Source organism: Paenibacillus piri, from assembly GCF_004354045.1.
GTDB lineage: Bacteria > Bacillota > Bacilli > Paenibacillales > NBRC-103111 > Paenibacillus_S > Paenibacillus_S piri.
In genome coordinates this window covers 1-15,487 of the sequence record NZ_SMRT01000011.1, presented here as the reverse complement: position 1 = coordinate 15,487, position 15,487 = coordinate 1, and the positions used below count along the sequence as shown (strand labels likewise).

Here is a 15,487-nt window from a genome sequence, read left to right as displayed (position 1 = left end):
TTGAATTCCAATGCATGATATTATGATTCCCCTGACCGTAATCAGCTTTCTATGCACCATTATTTTCATCTTTTGGCGCCCTAATGTCAATGAGGCGATACCGGCAACCGCCGGTGCGGTGCTTGTGCTTATAAGCGGGAGCGTCACCTTGTCGGACCTGGGCATCATTACGGAAACGATCGGCGGCGCAGCGATTACGATTATGGCGACGATCGTCATGGCGATCGTACTCGAAAGCTTCGGATTTTTCCATTGGGCGGCCGAGAAGCTGCTGGAAAAGGCCAGCGGTTCCGGCATCCGGCTTTTCTGGTATACGAATCTGTTTTGCTTTCTGATGACGCTGTTTGTTAACAATGACGGCAGTATATTAATTACAACGCCGATTTTATTAATGGTGCTGCGCAACCTGAGATTGAAAAATAAGCAAAAAATCGCTTACCTGCTATCGGGCGCATTGATCGCAACCGCCTCCAGCGCGCCCATCGGCGTCAGCAATATTGTCAATCTGATTGCATTAAAAATCGTCAACATGGACCTTTACATGCATACGGCCATGATGTTCGTCCCGGCATCGTTGGGCCTTGGGCTGCTCACCTTGCTGCTGTTCGCGATGTTTTACCGCATACTGCCGCGAAATCTGCCTACACCCAAAATTAAAATCGGGAGCTACCCGCTGGTCGCCGGCAGGCATCCTTTGCAGGACAATATTTCACCCATTCCCAATGAAAAACGGGCTGCCATCATGCGGAATATTTTGATCTTCGTGTTTTGCGTAAGACTGAGCCTGTTTGCCGCTTCCTATATTCATTTTCCCGTCCCTTTAATGGCGGTCATCGGTTCGATCTTTTTGCTCGGCTGGCGGTGGTTTTATTTGAAAATATCTCCTGCTGACATGCTGAGCAAAACGCCGTGGTATATTCTTGTATTTGCCTTCAGCATGTATGTCATTATTTACGGCCTGCACAACATCGGTCTAACCCGATTGCTCATTTACATCTTCGAGCCCGTCGTTTCCGGCAGCTTGCTGCATGCCAGCATGGTCATGGGCTTCCTGCTCTCCATTTTATCGAATATATTCAATAATCATCCGGCCTTGATGGTAGGCACGCTAACTTTGACAAATATGGGACTCGATCCGCTTACGTTGAAAATCTCTTACTTGGCCAGCGTAATCGGCAGCGATATCGGTTCTCTGCTTCTACCGATCGGAACTCTGGCTACATTAATGTGGATGCATATCCTGAAAAAAGGAAGAGTCATGATCAGCTGGGGGGAATATTTGAAGGTCACTTCCGTCGTCATTCCAATTACCCTGTTATTTACACTGGTCATTCTGGCCTATTGGGTGAACTGGATCTTTTAATCCATCATACAGATTTGGAGGTTTTGCTATGAGCGCTCTACGACAATTCATTAATAAAGATGTGGAGGTAGAAATATCCGGAAAGCAGTTCATTAAAGGGAAAGTCATCGACGTCGGCTCGGATTTGATCGTTCTTTTTCACGAACAGCGGTTTTATTATATTCCTATTGTCCATATCCAGAACGTCAAGCTAAGCTACTATTTACACGAAGATCCCGACATGGTCCCGGTGGAACCGATCGATTATCAGACGGATAGCCTTTCATTCCGGAAAATTTTGCAAAATGCAAAGGGCAGCTTTGTCGAAATTAATATGACCGGAAATAAAGCGATTCATGGCTATTTGACGAGCATTATGAACGACTACTTCGTCTTTTATTCGCCGGTATACAAAGCGATGTTTATCTCGATGAACCATCTGAAATGGCTGATTCCTTACCGCCCGGGTCTGGCGCCTTATTCATTAAGCAATTATTCTTTGCAGCCAATTAACTTTCCGCTGTCCCGAACGTTCGAGGATCAATGTAAAAAAATGGAGGGCCAACTGGTCGTGTTCGATCTTGGCGACAATTCCAACAAAATAGGGCTGCTGCAAAAGGCGGATTATCCGATCATCGAGCTCGTCAATGCCAACGGGGACATCATCTGCTGGAATGTGCAGCATTTAAAAACCGTTCACAGGCCATGATTACGCATATACAAAAAAAACGACCCTCATCAAGGAAGAAGGCCGTGCGAAAAAAGGTTGGTTTTATGATACACCACAATTTATGTGGCATTCACCCGAAAGGCGCGGGCGCTTATCCCGGCTGCTTCAAATTATAAGGATGCAGGAAGCAACCGCTACCGATTGCTGCGTCCGCCTTGCCTGCGCTACACCCGTTCAAGCGGCCGATACGGCTCCGTCGGCAGCCCGATACGGATCGGGTCGCCCGGCTTAACATCGCCGCCAGCGATCACAATGCCCATGATGCCGGCTTTGCGGATCAGCTGCCCCTGCTCGTCGCGTCCCAGTACGGCCGCCATCAGTCCCGGCTGCAGCCGATCCAGCTGGTCGCAAGGATTGCGCAAGCCGGTAATCTCAACTTCCGCCGTTTCGCCGATATATAGTCGTGTACCGGTCGGCAGCGCAAGCAGATCGATTCCCCGGGTCGTTATATTTTCGCCCATCTGTCCGGGCGATACGATAAAGCCGGCTTCCCGCAGTTCATCATGCAGCTCGCCATGGATAAGGTGAACCTGACGCAAATTCGGCTGCGTCGGATCGGCCGCAACACGCGAACGGTGCTTGACCGTCCTGCCCAGATGCGCATCGCCTTCGACGCCAAGTCCGGCTAATAATCGGATGCGGCTCTGAGACATTTTGCTAAACGTGTGGGTTGCGCTTAGGCTTACCGCCTCCACATATCGTATCGTCGTCTCCGGTTTTGTACGGATACCGCCATTCGTCTCCAAATACGCTGCCTCCTTTTTTCTGAAAGGATCTATTCAACCAATGATATACGGCTTCGCCGCCCTTCCAGAAACTGAAAAAAACATCATGACGATACTCCAGCGCGAGTAGCTCATGATGTTTTCCAATGTCTGGCCGTTATACGTATTATAGGTCATAGCCAAACGCCTTCGCAATTCCAACCCTAATTTCCGGCTGTACGGCAGACGCACGCTATTTTTGCGACGATTCCACATTCGGAATCCATACATCGAAGGTCGTACCCTTTCCAATTTCGCTTTGAACCTCGATCTTCCCTTCATGCAGCTCGACCAATTCCCGAACGATGGCCAGCCCCAGACCAGTGCCTTGATTTTTTTTTGAGCGTCCGCGATCAACTTTGAAAAACCGCTCCCAGATCATTTCCTGGTCGTCCGCAGAAATCCCGATCCCCGTATCGGAGAAGACGAGGTGAATGTACGGCTCTTCATTGAACGCCTGGATCGTAATGCGGCCATTTTCCGTAAATTTGATCGCATTTTTAATGAGATTATTGCATATTTGTTCCAACCGTCCGGAATCCGCTAATGCTTTCGCCAAGTCTTCCTCGGTATGAATTGAAATGGACGTGTTTTTCTCCGTCGCCTCCGGCTCGAATTTAAACGCCGCCTGCGTCACCACCGCCGCGATGTCGACCGCCGAACGGGAGAGCGTTATTTCGTTATTTTCCAACTTGATCAAATCCATAATATCGTCGACCAGCCGGTTCATATGCAGCGTTTCATTATATATAATTCCGTAGTAGCGCGGCTTGGCCCCTTCATCGATCAAGCCGTCCTGCAGCGCCTCGAGAAAGCCCTGCATGGCGGTAAGCGGCGTCCGCAGCTCATGCGAGACATTGGCCAGGAAATCTTGCCGGATTTGTTCCTGCTTTTTCTTTTCCAGATCGACGATTTCCAGCTTTTCCACCATATGATTGATCGTCGCCGCCAAATCGCCGATCTCGTCCTTCGATTGGATGTGAATCCGTTGGCTGTAATCACCCATGCCGATTTTGGCGGCGACCCTATCTATTTTTTGCAGCGGCTGGGAGATCGTCCATGACAAATACGAGGCGATGACCGCCGACAAGAGAAGGCCAAACAGCGTGCCCCATAAAATCGTTTCGCGCAGATTCGTAATCGTCTCGTTGATGCCGGTTACAGGCGCCTGAAGGATGATCCCGCCGAACACCTTATTATCTTTGCCCCATGGGACGATGACGGACAGCATCGATTCCTTCATGCCTTCGAACTGGATATTCATGACGGCATTTTCGCCTTTGCTGACTTTAGCGACCACCGAATTGTCGACCGATTTGCCGATATAAACTTCATCCTTGGCCGAGGTGGCGACGATTTTGCCCTGCAGATCGAAGATCCATATCCGGGTTTCGTACGATTGATCGAAAAAAATGAGCAGATCCTTTATGCCTTCGTCGAGCACGGTAATATTTTGCACTGCCAGATTGACCCGCTTCGCTTTTCGCAGCAATTCGTCTTCCTTCGAGGTTACGATGTAATCCTTCGTTAAAAACGAAATCAGAAGCCCGACAACGCACAGCCCGAGCAGTACCGTGAACATGCTGCTGAATAAGATGCGGCGGAAAATGCTTTTGTTAATATCAAATATCATGATTCCACCGCAAACTTGTACCCGACCCCCCATACGGTCTGGATGCAGTCGTTGACGTACGGGTTTAATTTTTCACGCAGCTTTTTCACATGAACATCGACGGTTCGGATATCGCCGATATAATCATAGCCCCAAACCTGCTCAAGCAGCTGCTCCCGCGTAAAGACGCTGCCCGGCGATTTCGCCATATGGGCGAGCAAATCGAATTCCTTGGGCCGCAGCGTCAGCTTTTCCGAACCGGCAATCACTTCGCGCCGTTCCACGTTGATCGTCAGGCCGTCGAATTCGTAGGATTGCGGCGCTTCCGCCTCCTCGCTCTGCTTTCTCGGCTGCATGCGGCGAAAAATCGCTTTGATTCTGGCGGTCAGCTCCCGCGGACTGAACGGCTTGGTCACATAATCGTCCGCGCCCAGCTCCAGACCCAGCACCCGGTCGAACTCCTCCCCTTTTGCCGTCAGCATAATGATCGGCGTCTCGTACCGCTTCCGAATTTCCCTGCAGGCTTCATAGCCATCCATAACCGGCATCATCACATCCAAAATGACAATATCGGGCGCTTCCTTCTCCATCATCTCAAGCGCAACGAAGCTGTCCTGCGCCTCAATCATCTCGATATGCTGTTTTTCAAAATATAAGCGTATTATTTCACGCACATTAGGATCGTCATCTACAACCAATACTTTATAAGGGTTCATAGGCTTATCCTTTTCTTTTGGCGTTATATGTATAGTTTTCGTTTTGCAGACCGTGTTTTCGGGGGCTAAAATGGAAACGGCCCTTCTCCCGGACGGAAGAAAGGCGGTAACCGTTGTGTATGTTAACTTTATTTACCAGTCGATCCTGTGCTGCCGGATCCCGTACTACCGGAGCCGGTACTTGACGAGCCTGTACTGCCGGAGCTGCCGGTTGAACCGGTGCTGCCCGAGCTTCCGCCGGAAGACGTGCTGCCGGACGTCGAGCCGGATGAAGCTCCCGTATCGCTCTTACCCGATGACGAGCTCGGCGACGATCCGGAGCCGGATGAAGATCCCGACGGCGTCGTCGTTGTCGGAACACTGGAATCGCTGCCCGAGCTTCCACCTTCACCACTGCCGCCGCTGCCCCCGGAACACCCTGTTATCACTGCAAAAATCATCATCACACTTAACGCATAAGCCAATGTTTTCTTCATGTTCACAATCTCCTTCCTATCGTTGAATTCGCACTTAAGCATTACCGCTTCCTTAAGCACATCTACAATGTACAATAAAAAAATGACCGTTCTATGTTGAAAACAAGACTAAACTATTAAAAAAGTGTTAACAAATATGAACACGCAAAAAAAGCCCTGCGTCACCGGCAAAGCTGCTTAGCCGGATTCACGGGCTTTCTTGGAATCATCGGTCTTGTATATCGTCTTGTTCAATATATCCCTGACGAACGCCGTTTTGCGGTCGACGTAGCTGTCGATATCATAGCGGTAAGCTTCGGCCAAACGCTGCTTTAACGCTTCATATTCTTTTTTCGCCTCTTCGTTCGCTCGCAAGTAATCGCGAAAGGCGATATGCTCCAAATAGCCCTTGCCGTCTTTGGGACATACGTACAGATGGTATTTCATGAATCCGTCGTCGTAAGTTCTGCGGAATGCCTCGCGCCCTTCAATCCCCAGGTTGCCCTGATGCTCGAAGCCCGCTTGCTCCAGACGCTCGATAATTGTCGGCAATACGTCATAGCTGTCCATCACGACATCAAGGTCGATAATCGGTTTGGCGGACAGCCCCTCGACAGAGGTGCTTCCGACATGCTCCACGGCAAGGACGAGATCGCCAATATAACCGACAATCATTTCTTTGATCCGTTCGAACTGTATCTTCCATTCGGCATCATACGGCACCACTTCAATCACTCTTGTTCTTTCGGCCATGGCTCCCAGCTCCTTTTATTAACCGGTATCTCCGGCGTTATTTAATAGGGATTCAGATGTTTCTCCAGCATTTCCAGCGAGGGTGAGAATCCCCCCACCGATCTCCGTCTATAGCCTGACTTAAAAAGGCCGAGCATTCTTCATAAAACGGTTCAAACTGGGCCTCCGCTATTTCTTTATAATCAGCTGTAAAATCCCATCTTAGCTTGACAAGCCTCGGTATGTCGTCAGGATGCGCTTTTCGAATTTGCAATTGCATTCAACCCCCTTCATTCCGGTCCCCGCTCCTCGTGAATGCGAAATCCGATACTAGTGAAAGGACATCGTCTGGAATCTGAACCCTCACCGCCGTCCCGCCTCTCTGATTGATGCTCACATCAGTTCGTTCGCAGCAGCTTGCTTTGAAAATTGTGTTTGACCGTTGCCCATTCGGAATCAATGATGCTGTAAAGATTTGAATTCCGAATGTAGCCGTCAGGGAGAATCCGATCGTTCCGTAATGTCCCCTCGTACTTGGCGCCGATTCTTTGGATCGCCTGATTCGACCTTTCGTTCCGCACGTCAGTTTTCAGTTGAACGCGTACATAGCCGAGAACCTCGAAGCAGTAGGTCAACAATAAAAATTTACATTCCGAATTGACATCCGTCCTCCAAACGTCAGATGAGTACCACGTCCAGCCGATTTCCAAATTTTTGTTCGGCTCGTTTATAAGTAAAAACCGGGTGCTCCCCACAATCCGATCGTTGGTTAAGTCGAATACCGTAAATGGAAGCTGCGAGCCCCTGCTTTTCTCTTCAAGCGCTTCCAAAACAAGTGCGACCATATCTTCCTTCGCCGCCACCTGTATCGGAAGATACCTCCATATTTGCGGATCTTGCCCCGCGGCGAATAGCCCGTCAATGTGTGTGGGATCAAGCGGCACCAGCTTGACCCTGCTTCCAGTCAGCTCCACGTCCTGCAGCATATCAATTCCCCCTGTTATTGTTATCCGATCGGCTTGCAGCTGTATGTAAATAAGATTCACTTTGTAAAAGCCCTACTTTCCCGGTAACAAAAAAATCATAATAAAATTCGTGAAGTCTTCCGGGAAATTTTAAAGGCCGTTCCAATTTGTCGGGTTGCAGAAGCGATTCCCGAATATGTGGAATGGGAAGCCATTCGATCCCAATCTGTCCAATGTCCGCACGGACGCTTCTTAAATCGTCCGCGATCGGGTCGATCTTGCACAAAAACATAAAATCAATAGCATGGACCTTCTTCATAATAAACGAGTACTCATGGTTATTCGAAATATATTCTCTTATGCATAGCAAATGGCTATCCGTTATTTCCACGCCAAGCTCCTCCCGGCATTCGCGGACCAGCGCTTGCTCCAATGTTTCATCAAGCTCCTGAGCGCCACCAGGCAGCGCATAGTATATGCCTACGTTCGCTCTTTCCTTTTTAATCGACAGCAGCTTATCATCGTGTATGATCAAAGCTCTTACCGCATTTCTGATCTGCATGGCCAGCCCCTCTTTCCTTGAGCCGTCAGGGCCCATATCCAATACCGGCTTGGCAGAGTTACCATCGTCTGCTCCATCCGCTCATATTCCGATCCTTTTTTCGTAAAAAATAAGCTCCAGCTCGTTGTACCGCATTCGTCGGGTCTCTTTGTATCCGTTATTTTCAAACAATCGCTGAGCCGGTGATTGTCTGGACGTCGTATCCAGTACAAGCCGACTGTAGCCTTGCTCTTGGGCGGATTGCTCTAACGTGGTCAATATCAGCTGCCCGAAGCCTTGCCGTTGAAAGTCGGGATCGACACGGATTCTTTTCAGCTCCGCCGTCTCGTTGTCGTACTTTCTGTAGGCGCCCATGCAAACAATCCGCTCATTCAGTAGTCCTACCAGAAACTGTCCATGATTTCGAAGATAGACATCTTCGATCCGCGACATGTCCTGATCCAGCAAAGGGTCGCCTATGCTTGCGCCGAATTGGTTAAGTCCCGTTACATGAAGCCGCATAGCCTCCTGCCGATCTTCCTGACGATACTGTCTTATCAAAATAGACATTGCCGTTTCGCCTCGCTTTATTGGGATAAAGTCCGCGAATGTGCCAAATAGAAGGAACAAGCAGCTAATTCCTGATGTAGAGGATACATATCTGGTGTTGTGGATGCGATTTGACACAATTTTATCATTTTACACGAACGGCCGGATAAATGATTGCGAACATTTGATTATAACGATATTTTACCAAATATGAGGCGATAGTTGAGTGTCACAGCATCCTTAATTACGTTAATGCCCGGAATGATCTTCAATCAGCTCGACATTTTTCTGTCCTATGGCGTAAATAAAACGGAATCATTTTCAATAATCAGAGCTGACGACCTGATTCGAGTATGATAGGTCATGGCATCCTCCCGGAATTCCGAATATAAGGCAAAACGGCTTGAACTTCTTTCGTTACCGGCAGCTCATCCAGCTGAAACCACCTTACTTCCTGCAGCTCCTGCTCCTGTTCCGGCAGCTCCGGGTCCGTGCCCATGCTCAGCTCTCCGCCCATTACGATACCCAAGAAACAGTAATACATGCCTTGAATCCGATCGTTATATCCTTGGAGCAGAGGCTGAACGATTTCAATTCGCAGATTGGTTTCTTCATAAACCTCACGAATCGCCGCTTCTTCTGCAGTCTCTCCGTCCTCGATATCGCCGCCGAGAAATGTCCATATTTGCTCGCCTTTATAACGCTGCCTGACCATTAACTGCCGTTCCCGATTTAACACAGCGGCGCAGCTTCGATTGCCCATGGCTTCGCCTCCCATCCGCAAGGATCATATGTTTGTATAGTTCGCCTCCAACCGGCTTTTTCCTGCCCGCTTTCCTAAGCAAATAGAGGACGGCTCCCTGTTTCAATGAACTGTCCCCTAGCCATACCCGGCATGCACACCTGCCGCCAATATGATGCCCCGGTCCATGCACATAAATCCGCTCGTACGGAGTGCACCGGTTTACAGCTTGTGATTATGCAGCAGTTGGTTTCTCATCCATTCATTTTGCACCAGTCCGTCGCCTTCCTCCGATAAATGGGCATACAATAAGCGCCTGAACTCCTGCACTCGCTCCGTACAACCCGGATCATAGATGAGGTTGTTCAATTCATAAGGATCGCCGGTCAAATCGTACAGCTCGTCGACGTCGGTCGTGTTCCAAATGTATTTCCACCGCTCCGTGCGGAGCATCCGCTGCGTGTACAGTCCAAACTGCTGCCCGTTATAAGTGGAAACGATCTCCGTCCTCCAATCCGCAACTTCCTCCTGCTTCAGCAAAGGAAGCAGCGAACGTCCGTGAAAAAACGAAGGCGGCTCCACATTCAAAGCGTCCAGCAGCGTCGGCGGCAAATCGAGCATATTGTAGACGAACTGCTCGCAGATGTGGCCCGGCTTCGCCAGTCCGGGATATTTGATCATGAGTGGAACCTTGACGACATCGTCATACAAAATATAGTGCTTATCCATCATCCGGTGCGCGCCGCACATATCGCCGTGATCGGAGGTGAGGACGATCATCGTATGATCCGCGGCTCCGGAAAGCTCCAGCGCCCGAAGCACGCTGCCGATCGCGTCGTCCGCCTGGCTGATGATGCCGTAATAGCGGGCGACGATGGGCGCCCAGTCGTCCCATGTATAGTCCTGAATATTCCAGCTGTGCAGCTGCTGTCTCTGGATATACGGCTTCCCGGCGAATGTCTCGCCGAAGCTGCCCCATACGGGAACATCTTCGGGGCGATACATGTCTGCGAACTTACCCGCCGGCCGGCATGGAAGATGCGGCTCCGTGAAGTTGAGCTGAATATACCAGGGCTCATCCCGCGCCGACAGCTCGCGGATCGCGTCGCATCCCCGATCCGCAAGCCAGTGCGTCTGAGCATGCTCCAGCGGCACGGGATCGCGTTCACCCATATAGCCGGCTTCGTAGCGGATTTCCGGATACTTTTGCGCCATCAGCTCCTTATACGGCCCGAACCCGACATGCTTGTCATAGCCGTACTCCAGAGGCGTCCTTGACGGATGGACATCCCATTTGCCGAGCAGCACATTGGTGTAGGACAGCTTGGACAGCTCGCGGGGCCAAGCGTATTCGGCCGGCTCCAGAGCGGGAATGCTCAACCCGTTCTTGAAATTCCACAGCGCTCCGAACGTTTCCGCTCTGCGCCCGTTGATCAACGACTGCCGCGACGGGCAGCAGGTAGGAATCGGGGTAAACGCGTTCGCAAACCATACGCTTTCCGCTGCCAACCGGTCTATATTCGGGGTCTTGACCGGATTGATCCCGCTGAAGCCGATACAATCGTACCGCAGCTGGTCGAGCATAATAAACAACAAATTCGGCTGTTTCATCGGTTTCCGACGGCTCCTCTCCTTCTCGGTTAGCTGTTTGGAAGCATGAGGCTGTCGATTGATTACTCCCATTGAATCGACAGCCTCTGCACGTACGTTATTTTTTGATGCCGTAATTGTTTTCCGCCGTCCATTGGTTCTCGCTCATTTTTTTCTTGACGCCGTCGACCATAATTTTTTTCAGATCGCCCAGCAGCTTCTCCTGCGTAACCGTACCTTCCAAATAAAGCTGGCCCAGCTTTTGATTGTTTTCCGTCACGTTTTTGTCGACTTCGCCGGCGTAAATGTTCAGCTGCATCCGATCGCCCACGAACTGGAACCCTTTCAGCTTGTCGGGCAGCTCGGCGTTCCCGATGACAGGCGTGCGGTACAAATTTTCCGCCAGCAGCCCCTGAACCTTGGCCGAAGTCGTAAAGGCGAGGAAATCGATGGCTTTATCCATTTTTTCCGGCGCGATTGTTTTCGGAATGGCCATATTGCCCGCAGGCACGCCGCCGATTTCCATTAATTTACCGGCCGCATCGGGATGATTCTCTTTCGTCAAATAGGGCAGCGGAAAGGCTGCGATTTCGAATTTGCGCGCGGACGTCTCGAATAACACCTTGCTTTGTGCGGACGATCTCATCACCATTGCCGCTTTACCCTGCAAAAACATATCTCCCGCCGTTTCAAAATCAAGCCCGTTATAGCCTTTCGGCCAATATTTGCTCCAATCCTTCACGATCGCAAAAACGTCCTTATACGGCGATTTTTCGATATCGATGATGCCTTGGTCGACGCCTCTCGCATATTCGTTCATCTCGATGACCCCGCTGTTGTCCACGTCCAGCTTGGCGTAAGATCCGGCGATCAGTTCCTCCGTCAGGATGCGCACCGTCCAGTTGTAATTGTAATCCCCCGGCTTCGAGTTCGGAAAAGCGAACGGCACGACGTTGATGTTTTTCAGCTTTTCCTGCACGGCCATAAATTCGTTCCAAGTTTTCGGCACGTCCGCAATGCCCGCTTTGGCGAATAAATCTTTATTGTACAGCACGCGTACCGAATTCACGTAGTTCGGAATGCTGGCGTACGTCTTGTCGTCCCCGATCAGCTGCTGCAAAATCGTCGGCGAGAACAGCTTCTCCCAAGGCTGGCCGCCGGAATAAGCGTTGCTCTTTTTATAATACGGCGTCAGGTCGACCAACAGTCCTTTCTTCAAATCTTCCTGATCCCAAATATAACGGGTTGTAAAAATATCCGGGGCCGTCTGGCCGATCAGTTGCGTCGTTACCCAGGTCCGGTGCTGCTCGACGCCCGCGAAGTTTTGCATCAGCAAATTAATATTGGTGCCGGGATGCGATTCCATGTACAGATTAGCGATGCTTTGCCATGATTTGCGCTCGGCCTCGTCGCCGCTGCTCTCCAGCATAACCATGACATTAAGCTCGACCGGCTTCCCGTCGCCGGCTTTGCCGGTTCCTTGAGCGGGCGTCTGATCGCCGGAGCAGCCGTTCAGCAGGAAGGCCGTACAAAGTGCAGCCACCAGAGAATAAGCGCGGTTCCTCCGTGTTTCCTTTTTCATTATTTAACACCTCTTTCATGAAGTTGGCGGTTGACCGCATTGCGTTATCCTTTGACCGCGCCTGCAGTGAGGCCGGAGACGAACGAACGGGTAGCGAACAAAAACAGCAGCAGCAGCGGAACGGATGAAATAACGAAGCCCGCGAACTGCATGCCTTGAACCTGATCGAGAGAGCCGTGCACGCTGCCAAGCGCCAATATGATCGGCTTCACCTTGTCGCCGGAAGTGACGACCAGCGGCCACACATAATTGTTCCACCCGAGCAGCGCATTGATGACGGCAACCGTTGAAATGATCGGAACGGACAGCGGGACGGCAATTTGTGCAAATATTCGCAGGTCTCCCGCACCCTCGACTTCGGCCGATTCCAGCAGGCTTCCAGACAAGCCCTCGAAAAACGTCCGGATCAGCATCGTCGCCATCGCCGAAGCGCCGGCCATCGGACCGAAAATTTGCGCCCAATACGTGTTGAGCAGTCCCAGGTTTTTAAACAATATAAATTGCGGGATCAGCAGCAAAAAAGCCGGTACCATCATCAGCATCAGAATCAAATAGTACAGCAAGCTTTTTCCGAAAAAAGCAAATCGCGCGAACGCATAACCGGCCAGGGTGGAATTGATCAGCACGCACACGATAATCCCGCCTGTAATCAGCGCAGAGTTCCATATGAACGGCCAAATTTGCAGAAACGCGTTCCCGTAATTGGCGATATGCAGCGGCAGCGCCGGGAACCAGAATTCGTGGACGATCTGCTCGCGAAATTTGAAGGACGTAATGATCAGCATATAAAACGGGATGAACGTCAATACCAACAGCACCGATAAGCAGCTGAAATTGACTGCCGCACCGAACGAAAATTTCCGCATAACGTCCTCCCTTCTACTCCATCCGGTCCGCCGCTCGAATAAAGCGGTTGAACGCGAGCGTAACGAACAGCAATAAAACAAAAACGATAACGCCGATCGCGGACGCATAGCCCAGCTCGTTGTACTCGAACCCTTTTTTATACAAATAAAGAGCCGGCGTCAGCGTGGAAAAGCCCGGACCGCCGTTCGTCAGCACCAGCACGTTTTCGAAGCTTTGAAACTGCTGAATGAACGCCAAGATGACGACAAGCCTCATCTGGTTGCGAACCAGGGGAAGCTCCATATGCCAAAAACGGCGCCAGCCGCCCATCCCATCCATATGCCCGACTTCGAACAGCTCCTGCGGAATCGCGATCAAACCCGCCAAATAAATCAAAAAATAGATGCCCGAAATCCAGGGGAAGTTGATAAACACGATGGACCATAACGCAGTGCCGCTTTCGCCCAGCCAGGCGTGAATCAGCGACCCGAGCCCGACGGCCTCCAGCGTCCGGTCCAGCAGTCCGTCGCCCACATAAATCCATCGCCACAGCAGAAACACGATAATATGCGGTACGACCATCGGAACGATGAACATCGATTTGAAAAAAGACTGCAGCCGCGTCCGGCGAAGCCGGAACACTCCGACCGCGGCCAGCAGCGGCAAGGTGAGCTGGATAACGATGAAGCTTGCCGTAAACAAACCGACATTTTTCATCGACGCATAAAAAACAGGATCGCGGAACAGCTCCGAAAAATTGCGGAGCCCGATAAACCGGTTGATGTTGGCCCCGTTCCACTCATAGAACGACTGGATGAGAGCGTGAACAAACGGCGTATATTTGAACAGCCCTATGGAAATGAAAATAGGCGCAAGAAACAAATACGCTTTCACATGCAGCCGTATTCGTCTCCTGCGGCGGGACGCCGCACGCAAGTGCGGCGACGGACCATACGGCATCGGATTAGCCACGGTCTTCTCTCCCCTGTCTGTGAATTCTTCCGTCTTTATAGAGCGGCAACGTCCGGCACCTCGACCGCATGTCCGCCGGACTCATGGGAGCGGATGGCGGCTTCAATGACCTCCTGCGCGGCCAGCGCCTCCAGACCGGATCCTTCGATATCGGCTGGCGCCGCTTGCTGCTTGAGCTGTTCGATAAACCGGTTGATCCGGTTGCCGAACGTATCGTTAAAGCCCTGCATGCCGCGCATGATCGAATTTTTCATCACGAGCTGCTCGCTGCTGCGATGCGGAAAAAAGCTTAAGCTTTCGTAAACGTTCTCGATAACGAATCGACCTTCCGTACCTGCGGCCTCGCACCATTCGATCGGATGGAGCATCGACATGTCGTAGCTGCCGGTCAGATGGCCGACAGCTCCGTTCGCGAACTCCATATTGACGCTTGCCGTCGACCAGGTTTGGCGTCCGGCGGCTTTGGTCATAAAGGCTTGCACCCGTTTGATATCGCCGAACAAATAGCGCATGACGTCGATCGAATGCGGATGCAGCGCGCGCATATGGAACCATTCGGTAAAATCGGCCTTATTGTCGATCGTCAGCCGCATATTCAGAAACAGCGGCTGGCCCAGCCGATTTTCCCTGATCAGCTCCCTGGCTTTCGCAGCCGCCGGCGTGAAGCGATGGTTCAAATTGCAGGCGAAGCGGACGCCCTTGGCCGAAGCGGACCGGACCATCGCTCTCGCTTCCTCGATCCGGTTCGAAATCGGCTTCTCGACCAGCACGTCCTTGCCTGCCTCAATCGCCGCCATGACCGGCTCGTAGTGATGGCTGCCCTTCTCCTCGCCGCCGGTCGCCACGCAGACCATGTCGATATGTTCGCAATCCAGCAACGTGCGAAGATCGGTATATGCCTTCACACCGAACGTCCGGGACGCTTCCCGGGCGCGGTCCTCCATCAAATCGCATACAGCCGCCAGCTCCGTATCCGGATGTTGGCTGTAAAAGCGGCAGTGGATAAGACCGATATTGTTGACGCCGACTACGGCAACGCGAATCATACTATCCCTCCTCGTATAATCAGTTTAGAAGCTCATTTTGAGCGAATTTCCAGTTGATCCGGACAACGGGAAAGAGCCTAAATGAATTTCCAATATATAAGTGATGGTGGCACCTCTACTTGATGGGGGATGTGGGCGTAGCCGAACCCGTACCGCAGCCCGAAGGGCGAGGAACGGAAGTCGGGGAAGCGAAGCCTTCTTCCTTCCACTCCAATCGATCCGGACGATCAGAGAGCCCCACCTTCACTTGGAGAAAGCCCCGGTTTCCTCGTCCACATGGTTTTGTTTCACCCCGTTTTACCC

The 15,487-nt window shown here is 51.3% G+C and carries 16 protein-coding genes; 3 read left to right on the top strand and 13 right to left on the bottom strand.

The window, feature by feature from the left end; translation table 11 throughout:
• The first annotated feature begins 10 nt into the window (after window positions 1-10).
• Complete coding sequence (locus E1757_RS21055) at window positions 11-1,363, top strand: arsenic transporter (protein ID WP_133231786.1); 1,353 nt, start codon at window positions 11-13, stop codon at window positions 1,361-1,363.
• A gap of 28 nt (window positions 1,364-1,391) precedes the next feature.
• Window positions 1,392-2,051, top strand: a complete 660-nt coding sequence (locus E1757_RS21050) for a DUF2642 domain-containing protein (RefSeq protein WP_133231784.1) — start codon at window positions 1,392-1,394, stop codon at window positions 2,049-2,051.
• A 185-nt stretch (window positions 2,052-2,236) separates the two neighbouring features.
• On the opposite strand, the gene E1757_RS21045 is transcribed toward E1757_RS21050, so the two are convergent.
• From E1757_RS21045 to E1757_RS21035, 3 genes are all read right to left on the bottom strand, one after another.
• Entirely contained in the window at window positions 2,237-2,725 is a 489-nt protein-coding gene (locus E1757_RS21045; RefSeq protein ID WP_220446520.1) for an MOSC domain-containing protein, read from the bottom strand.
• Between the two features lie 304 nt (window positions 2,726-3,029).
• A complete protein-coding gene (locus E1757_RS21040) occupies window positions 3,030-4,469 on the bottom strand; it encodes a sensor histidine kinase (protein ID WP_342774580.1) in 1,440 nt (479 codons plus the stop codon).
• On the bottom strand, window positions 4,466-5,164 hold the full coding sequence (locus tag E1757_RS21035) for a response regulator transcription factor (RefSeq protein ID WP_133231782.1): 699 nt from the start codon (window positions 5,162-5,164) through the stop codon (window positions 4,466-4,468). The genes E1757_RS21040 and E1757_RS21035 overlap by 4 nt, the downstream gene beginning before the upstream one ends.
• Window positions 5,165-5,311: 147 nt before the next feature.
• On the opposite strand from E1757_RS21035, the gene E1757_RS21030 reads away from it, so the two are divergent.
• A complete protein-coding gene (locus E1757_RS21030) occupies window positions 5,312-5,623 on the top strand; it encodes a hypothetical protein (RefSeq protein WP_133231780.1) in 312 nt (103 codons plus the stop codon).
• Between the two features lie 194 nt (window positions 5,624-5,817).
• Here the strand turns inward: E1757_RS21030 and E1757_RS21025 are convergent, their stop codons facing one another.
• The 10 genes from E1757_RS21025 to E1757_RS20980 all read right to left on the bottom strand — a co-directional run bounded on the left by E1757_RS21025 (window position 5,818) and on the right by E1757_RS20980 (window position 15,184).
• Window positions 5,818-6,372, bottom strand: coding sequence for a GrpB family protein (locus tag E1757_RS21025; RefSeq protein ID WP_133231778.1), 555 nt, complete (start codon window positions 6,370-6,372; stop codon window positions 5,818-5,820).
• A gap of 377 nt (window positions 6,373-6,749) precedes the next feature.
• Entirely contained in the window at window positions 6,750-7,337 is a 588-nt protein-coding gene (locus E1757_RS21020) for a GNAT family N-acetyltransferase (protein WP_133231776.1), read from the bottom strand.
• Between the two features lies 1 nt (window position 7,338).
• Complete coding sequence (locus E1757_RS21015) at window positions 7,339-7,878, bottom strand: NUDIX domain-containing protein (protein WP_165972212.1); 540 nt, start codon at window positions 7,876-7,878, stop codon at window positions 7,339-7,341.
• A gap of 81 nt (window positions 7,879-7,959) precedes the next feature.
• On the bottom strand, window positions 7,960-8,427 hold the full coding sequence (locus E1757_RS21010; RefSeq protein WP_133231772.1) for a GNAT family N-acetyltransferase: 468 nt from the start codon (window positions 8,425-8,427) through the stop codon (window positions 7,960-7,962).
• 340 nt (window positions 8,428-8,767) lie between these two features.
• On the bottom strand, window positions 8,768-9,169 hold the full coding sequence (locus E1757_RS21005; protein ID WP_165972211.1) for an NUDIX hydrolase: 402 nt from the start codon (window positions 9,167-9,169) through the stop codon (window positions 8,768-8,770).
• A gap of 201 nt (window positions 9,170-9,370) precedes the next feature.
• Complete coding sequence (locus tag E1757_RS21000) at window positions 9,371-10,759, bottom strand: sulfatase family protein (RefSeq protein WP_165972210.1); 1,389 nt, start codon at window positions 10,757-10,759, stop codon at window positions 9,371-9,373.
• Window positions 10,760-10,856: 97 nt separating this feature from the next.
• A complete protein-coding gene (locus E1757_RS20995; RefSeq protein WP_133231766.1) occupies window positions 10,857-12,320 on the bottom strand; it encodes an ABC transporter substrate-binding protein in 1,464 nt (487 codons plus the stop codon).
• Between the two features lie 44 nt (window positions 12,321-12,364).
• Window positions 12,365-13,186, bottom strand: a complete 822-nt coding sequence (locus E1757_RS20990; RefSeq protein ID WP_165972209.1) for a carbohydrate ABC transporter permease — start codon at window positions 13,184-13,186, stop codon at window positions 12,365-12,367.
• A gap of 13 nt (window positions 13,187-13,199) precedes the next feature.
• Window positions 13,200-14,138, bottom strand: coding sequence for a carbohydrate ABC transporter permease (locus E1757_RS20985; protein WP_133231762.1), 939 nt, complete (start codon window positions 14,136-14,138; stop codon window positions 13,200-13,202).
• Window positions 14,139-14,173: 35 nt separating this feature from the next.
• Window positions 14,174-15,184 carry a Gfo/Idh/MocA family protein gene (locus E1757_RS20980; RefSeq protein WP_133231760.1) on the bottom strand — a complete coding sequence of 337 codons (1,011 nt, stop codon included), beginning with the start codon at window positions 15,182-15,184 and terminating at the stop codon, window positions 14,174-14,176.
• Window positions 15,185-15,487: the final 303 nt, after the last annotated feature.

Excerpts from the sequence above, each read along its gene's own strand:
- E1757_RS21050 (WP_133231784.1), top strand. The coding sequence starts at position 1,392 with ATGAGCGCTCTACGACAATTCATTAATAAAGATGTGGAGGTAGAAATA.
- E1757_RS20995 (WP_133231766.1), bottom strand. The coding sequence starts at position 12,320 with ATGAAAAAGGAAACACGGAGGAACCGCGCTTATTCTCTGGTGGCTGCA.
- E1757_RS21000 (WP_165972210.1), bottom strand. The coding sequence starts at position 10,759 with ATGAAACAGCCGAATTTGTTGTTTATTATGCTCGACCAGCTGCGGTAC.
- E1757_RS21025 (WP_133231778.1), bottom strand. The coding sequence starts at position 6,372 with ATGGCCGAAAGAACAAGAGTGATTGAAGTGGTGCCGTATGATGCCGAA.
- E1757_RS21045 (WP_220446520.1), bottom strand. The coding sequence starts at position 2,725 with ATGTCTCAGAGCCGCATCCGATTATTAGCCGGACTTGGCGTCGAAGGC.
- E1757_RS21010 (WP_133231772.1), bottom strand. The coding sequence starts at position 8,427 with ATGTCTATTTTGATAAGACAGTATCGTCAGGAAGATCGGCAGGAGGCT.
- E1757_RS21005 (WP_165972211.1), bottom strand. The coding sequence starts at position 9,169 with ATGGGCAATCGAAGCTGCGCCGCTGTGTTAAATCGGGAACGGCAGTTA.
- E1757_RS20990 (WP_165972209.1), bottom strand. The coding sequence starts at position 13,186 with ATGCGGAAATTTTCGTTCGGTGCGGCAGTCAATTTCAGCTGCTTATCG.
- E1757_RS21035 (WP_133231782.1), bottom strand. The coding sequence starts at position 5,164 with ATGAACCCTTATAAAGTATTGGTTGTAGATGACGATCCTAATGTGCGT.
- E1757_RS21040 (WP_342774580.1), bottom strand. The coding sequence starts at position 4,469 with ATGATATTTGATATTAACAAAAGCATTTTCCGCCGCATCTTATTCAGC.
- E1757_RS20980 (WP_133231760.1), bottom strand. The coding sequence starts at position 15,184 with ATGATTCGCGTTGCCGTAGTCGGCGTCAACAATATCGGTCTTATCCAC.
- E1757_RS21020 (WP_133231776.1), bottom strand. The coding sequence starts at position 7,337 with ATGCTGCAGGACGTGGAGCTGACTGGAAGCAGGGTCAAGCTGGTGCCG.
- E1757_RS21015 (WP_165972212.1), bottom strand. The coding sequence starts at position 7,878 with ATGCAGATCAGAAATGCGGTAAGAGCTTTGATCATACACGATGATAAG.
- E1757_RS21055 (WP_133231786.1), top strand. The coding sequence starts at position 11 with ATGCATGATATTATGATTCCCCTGACCGTAATCAGCTTTCTATGCACC.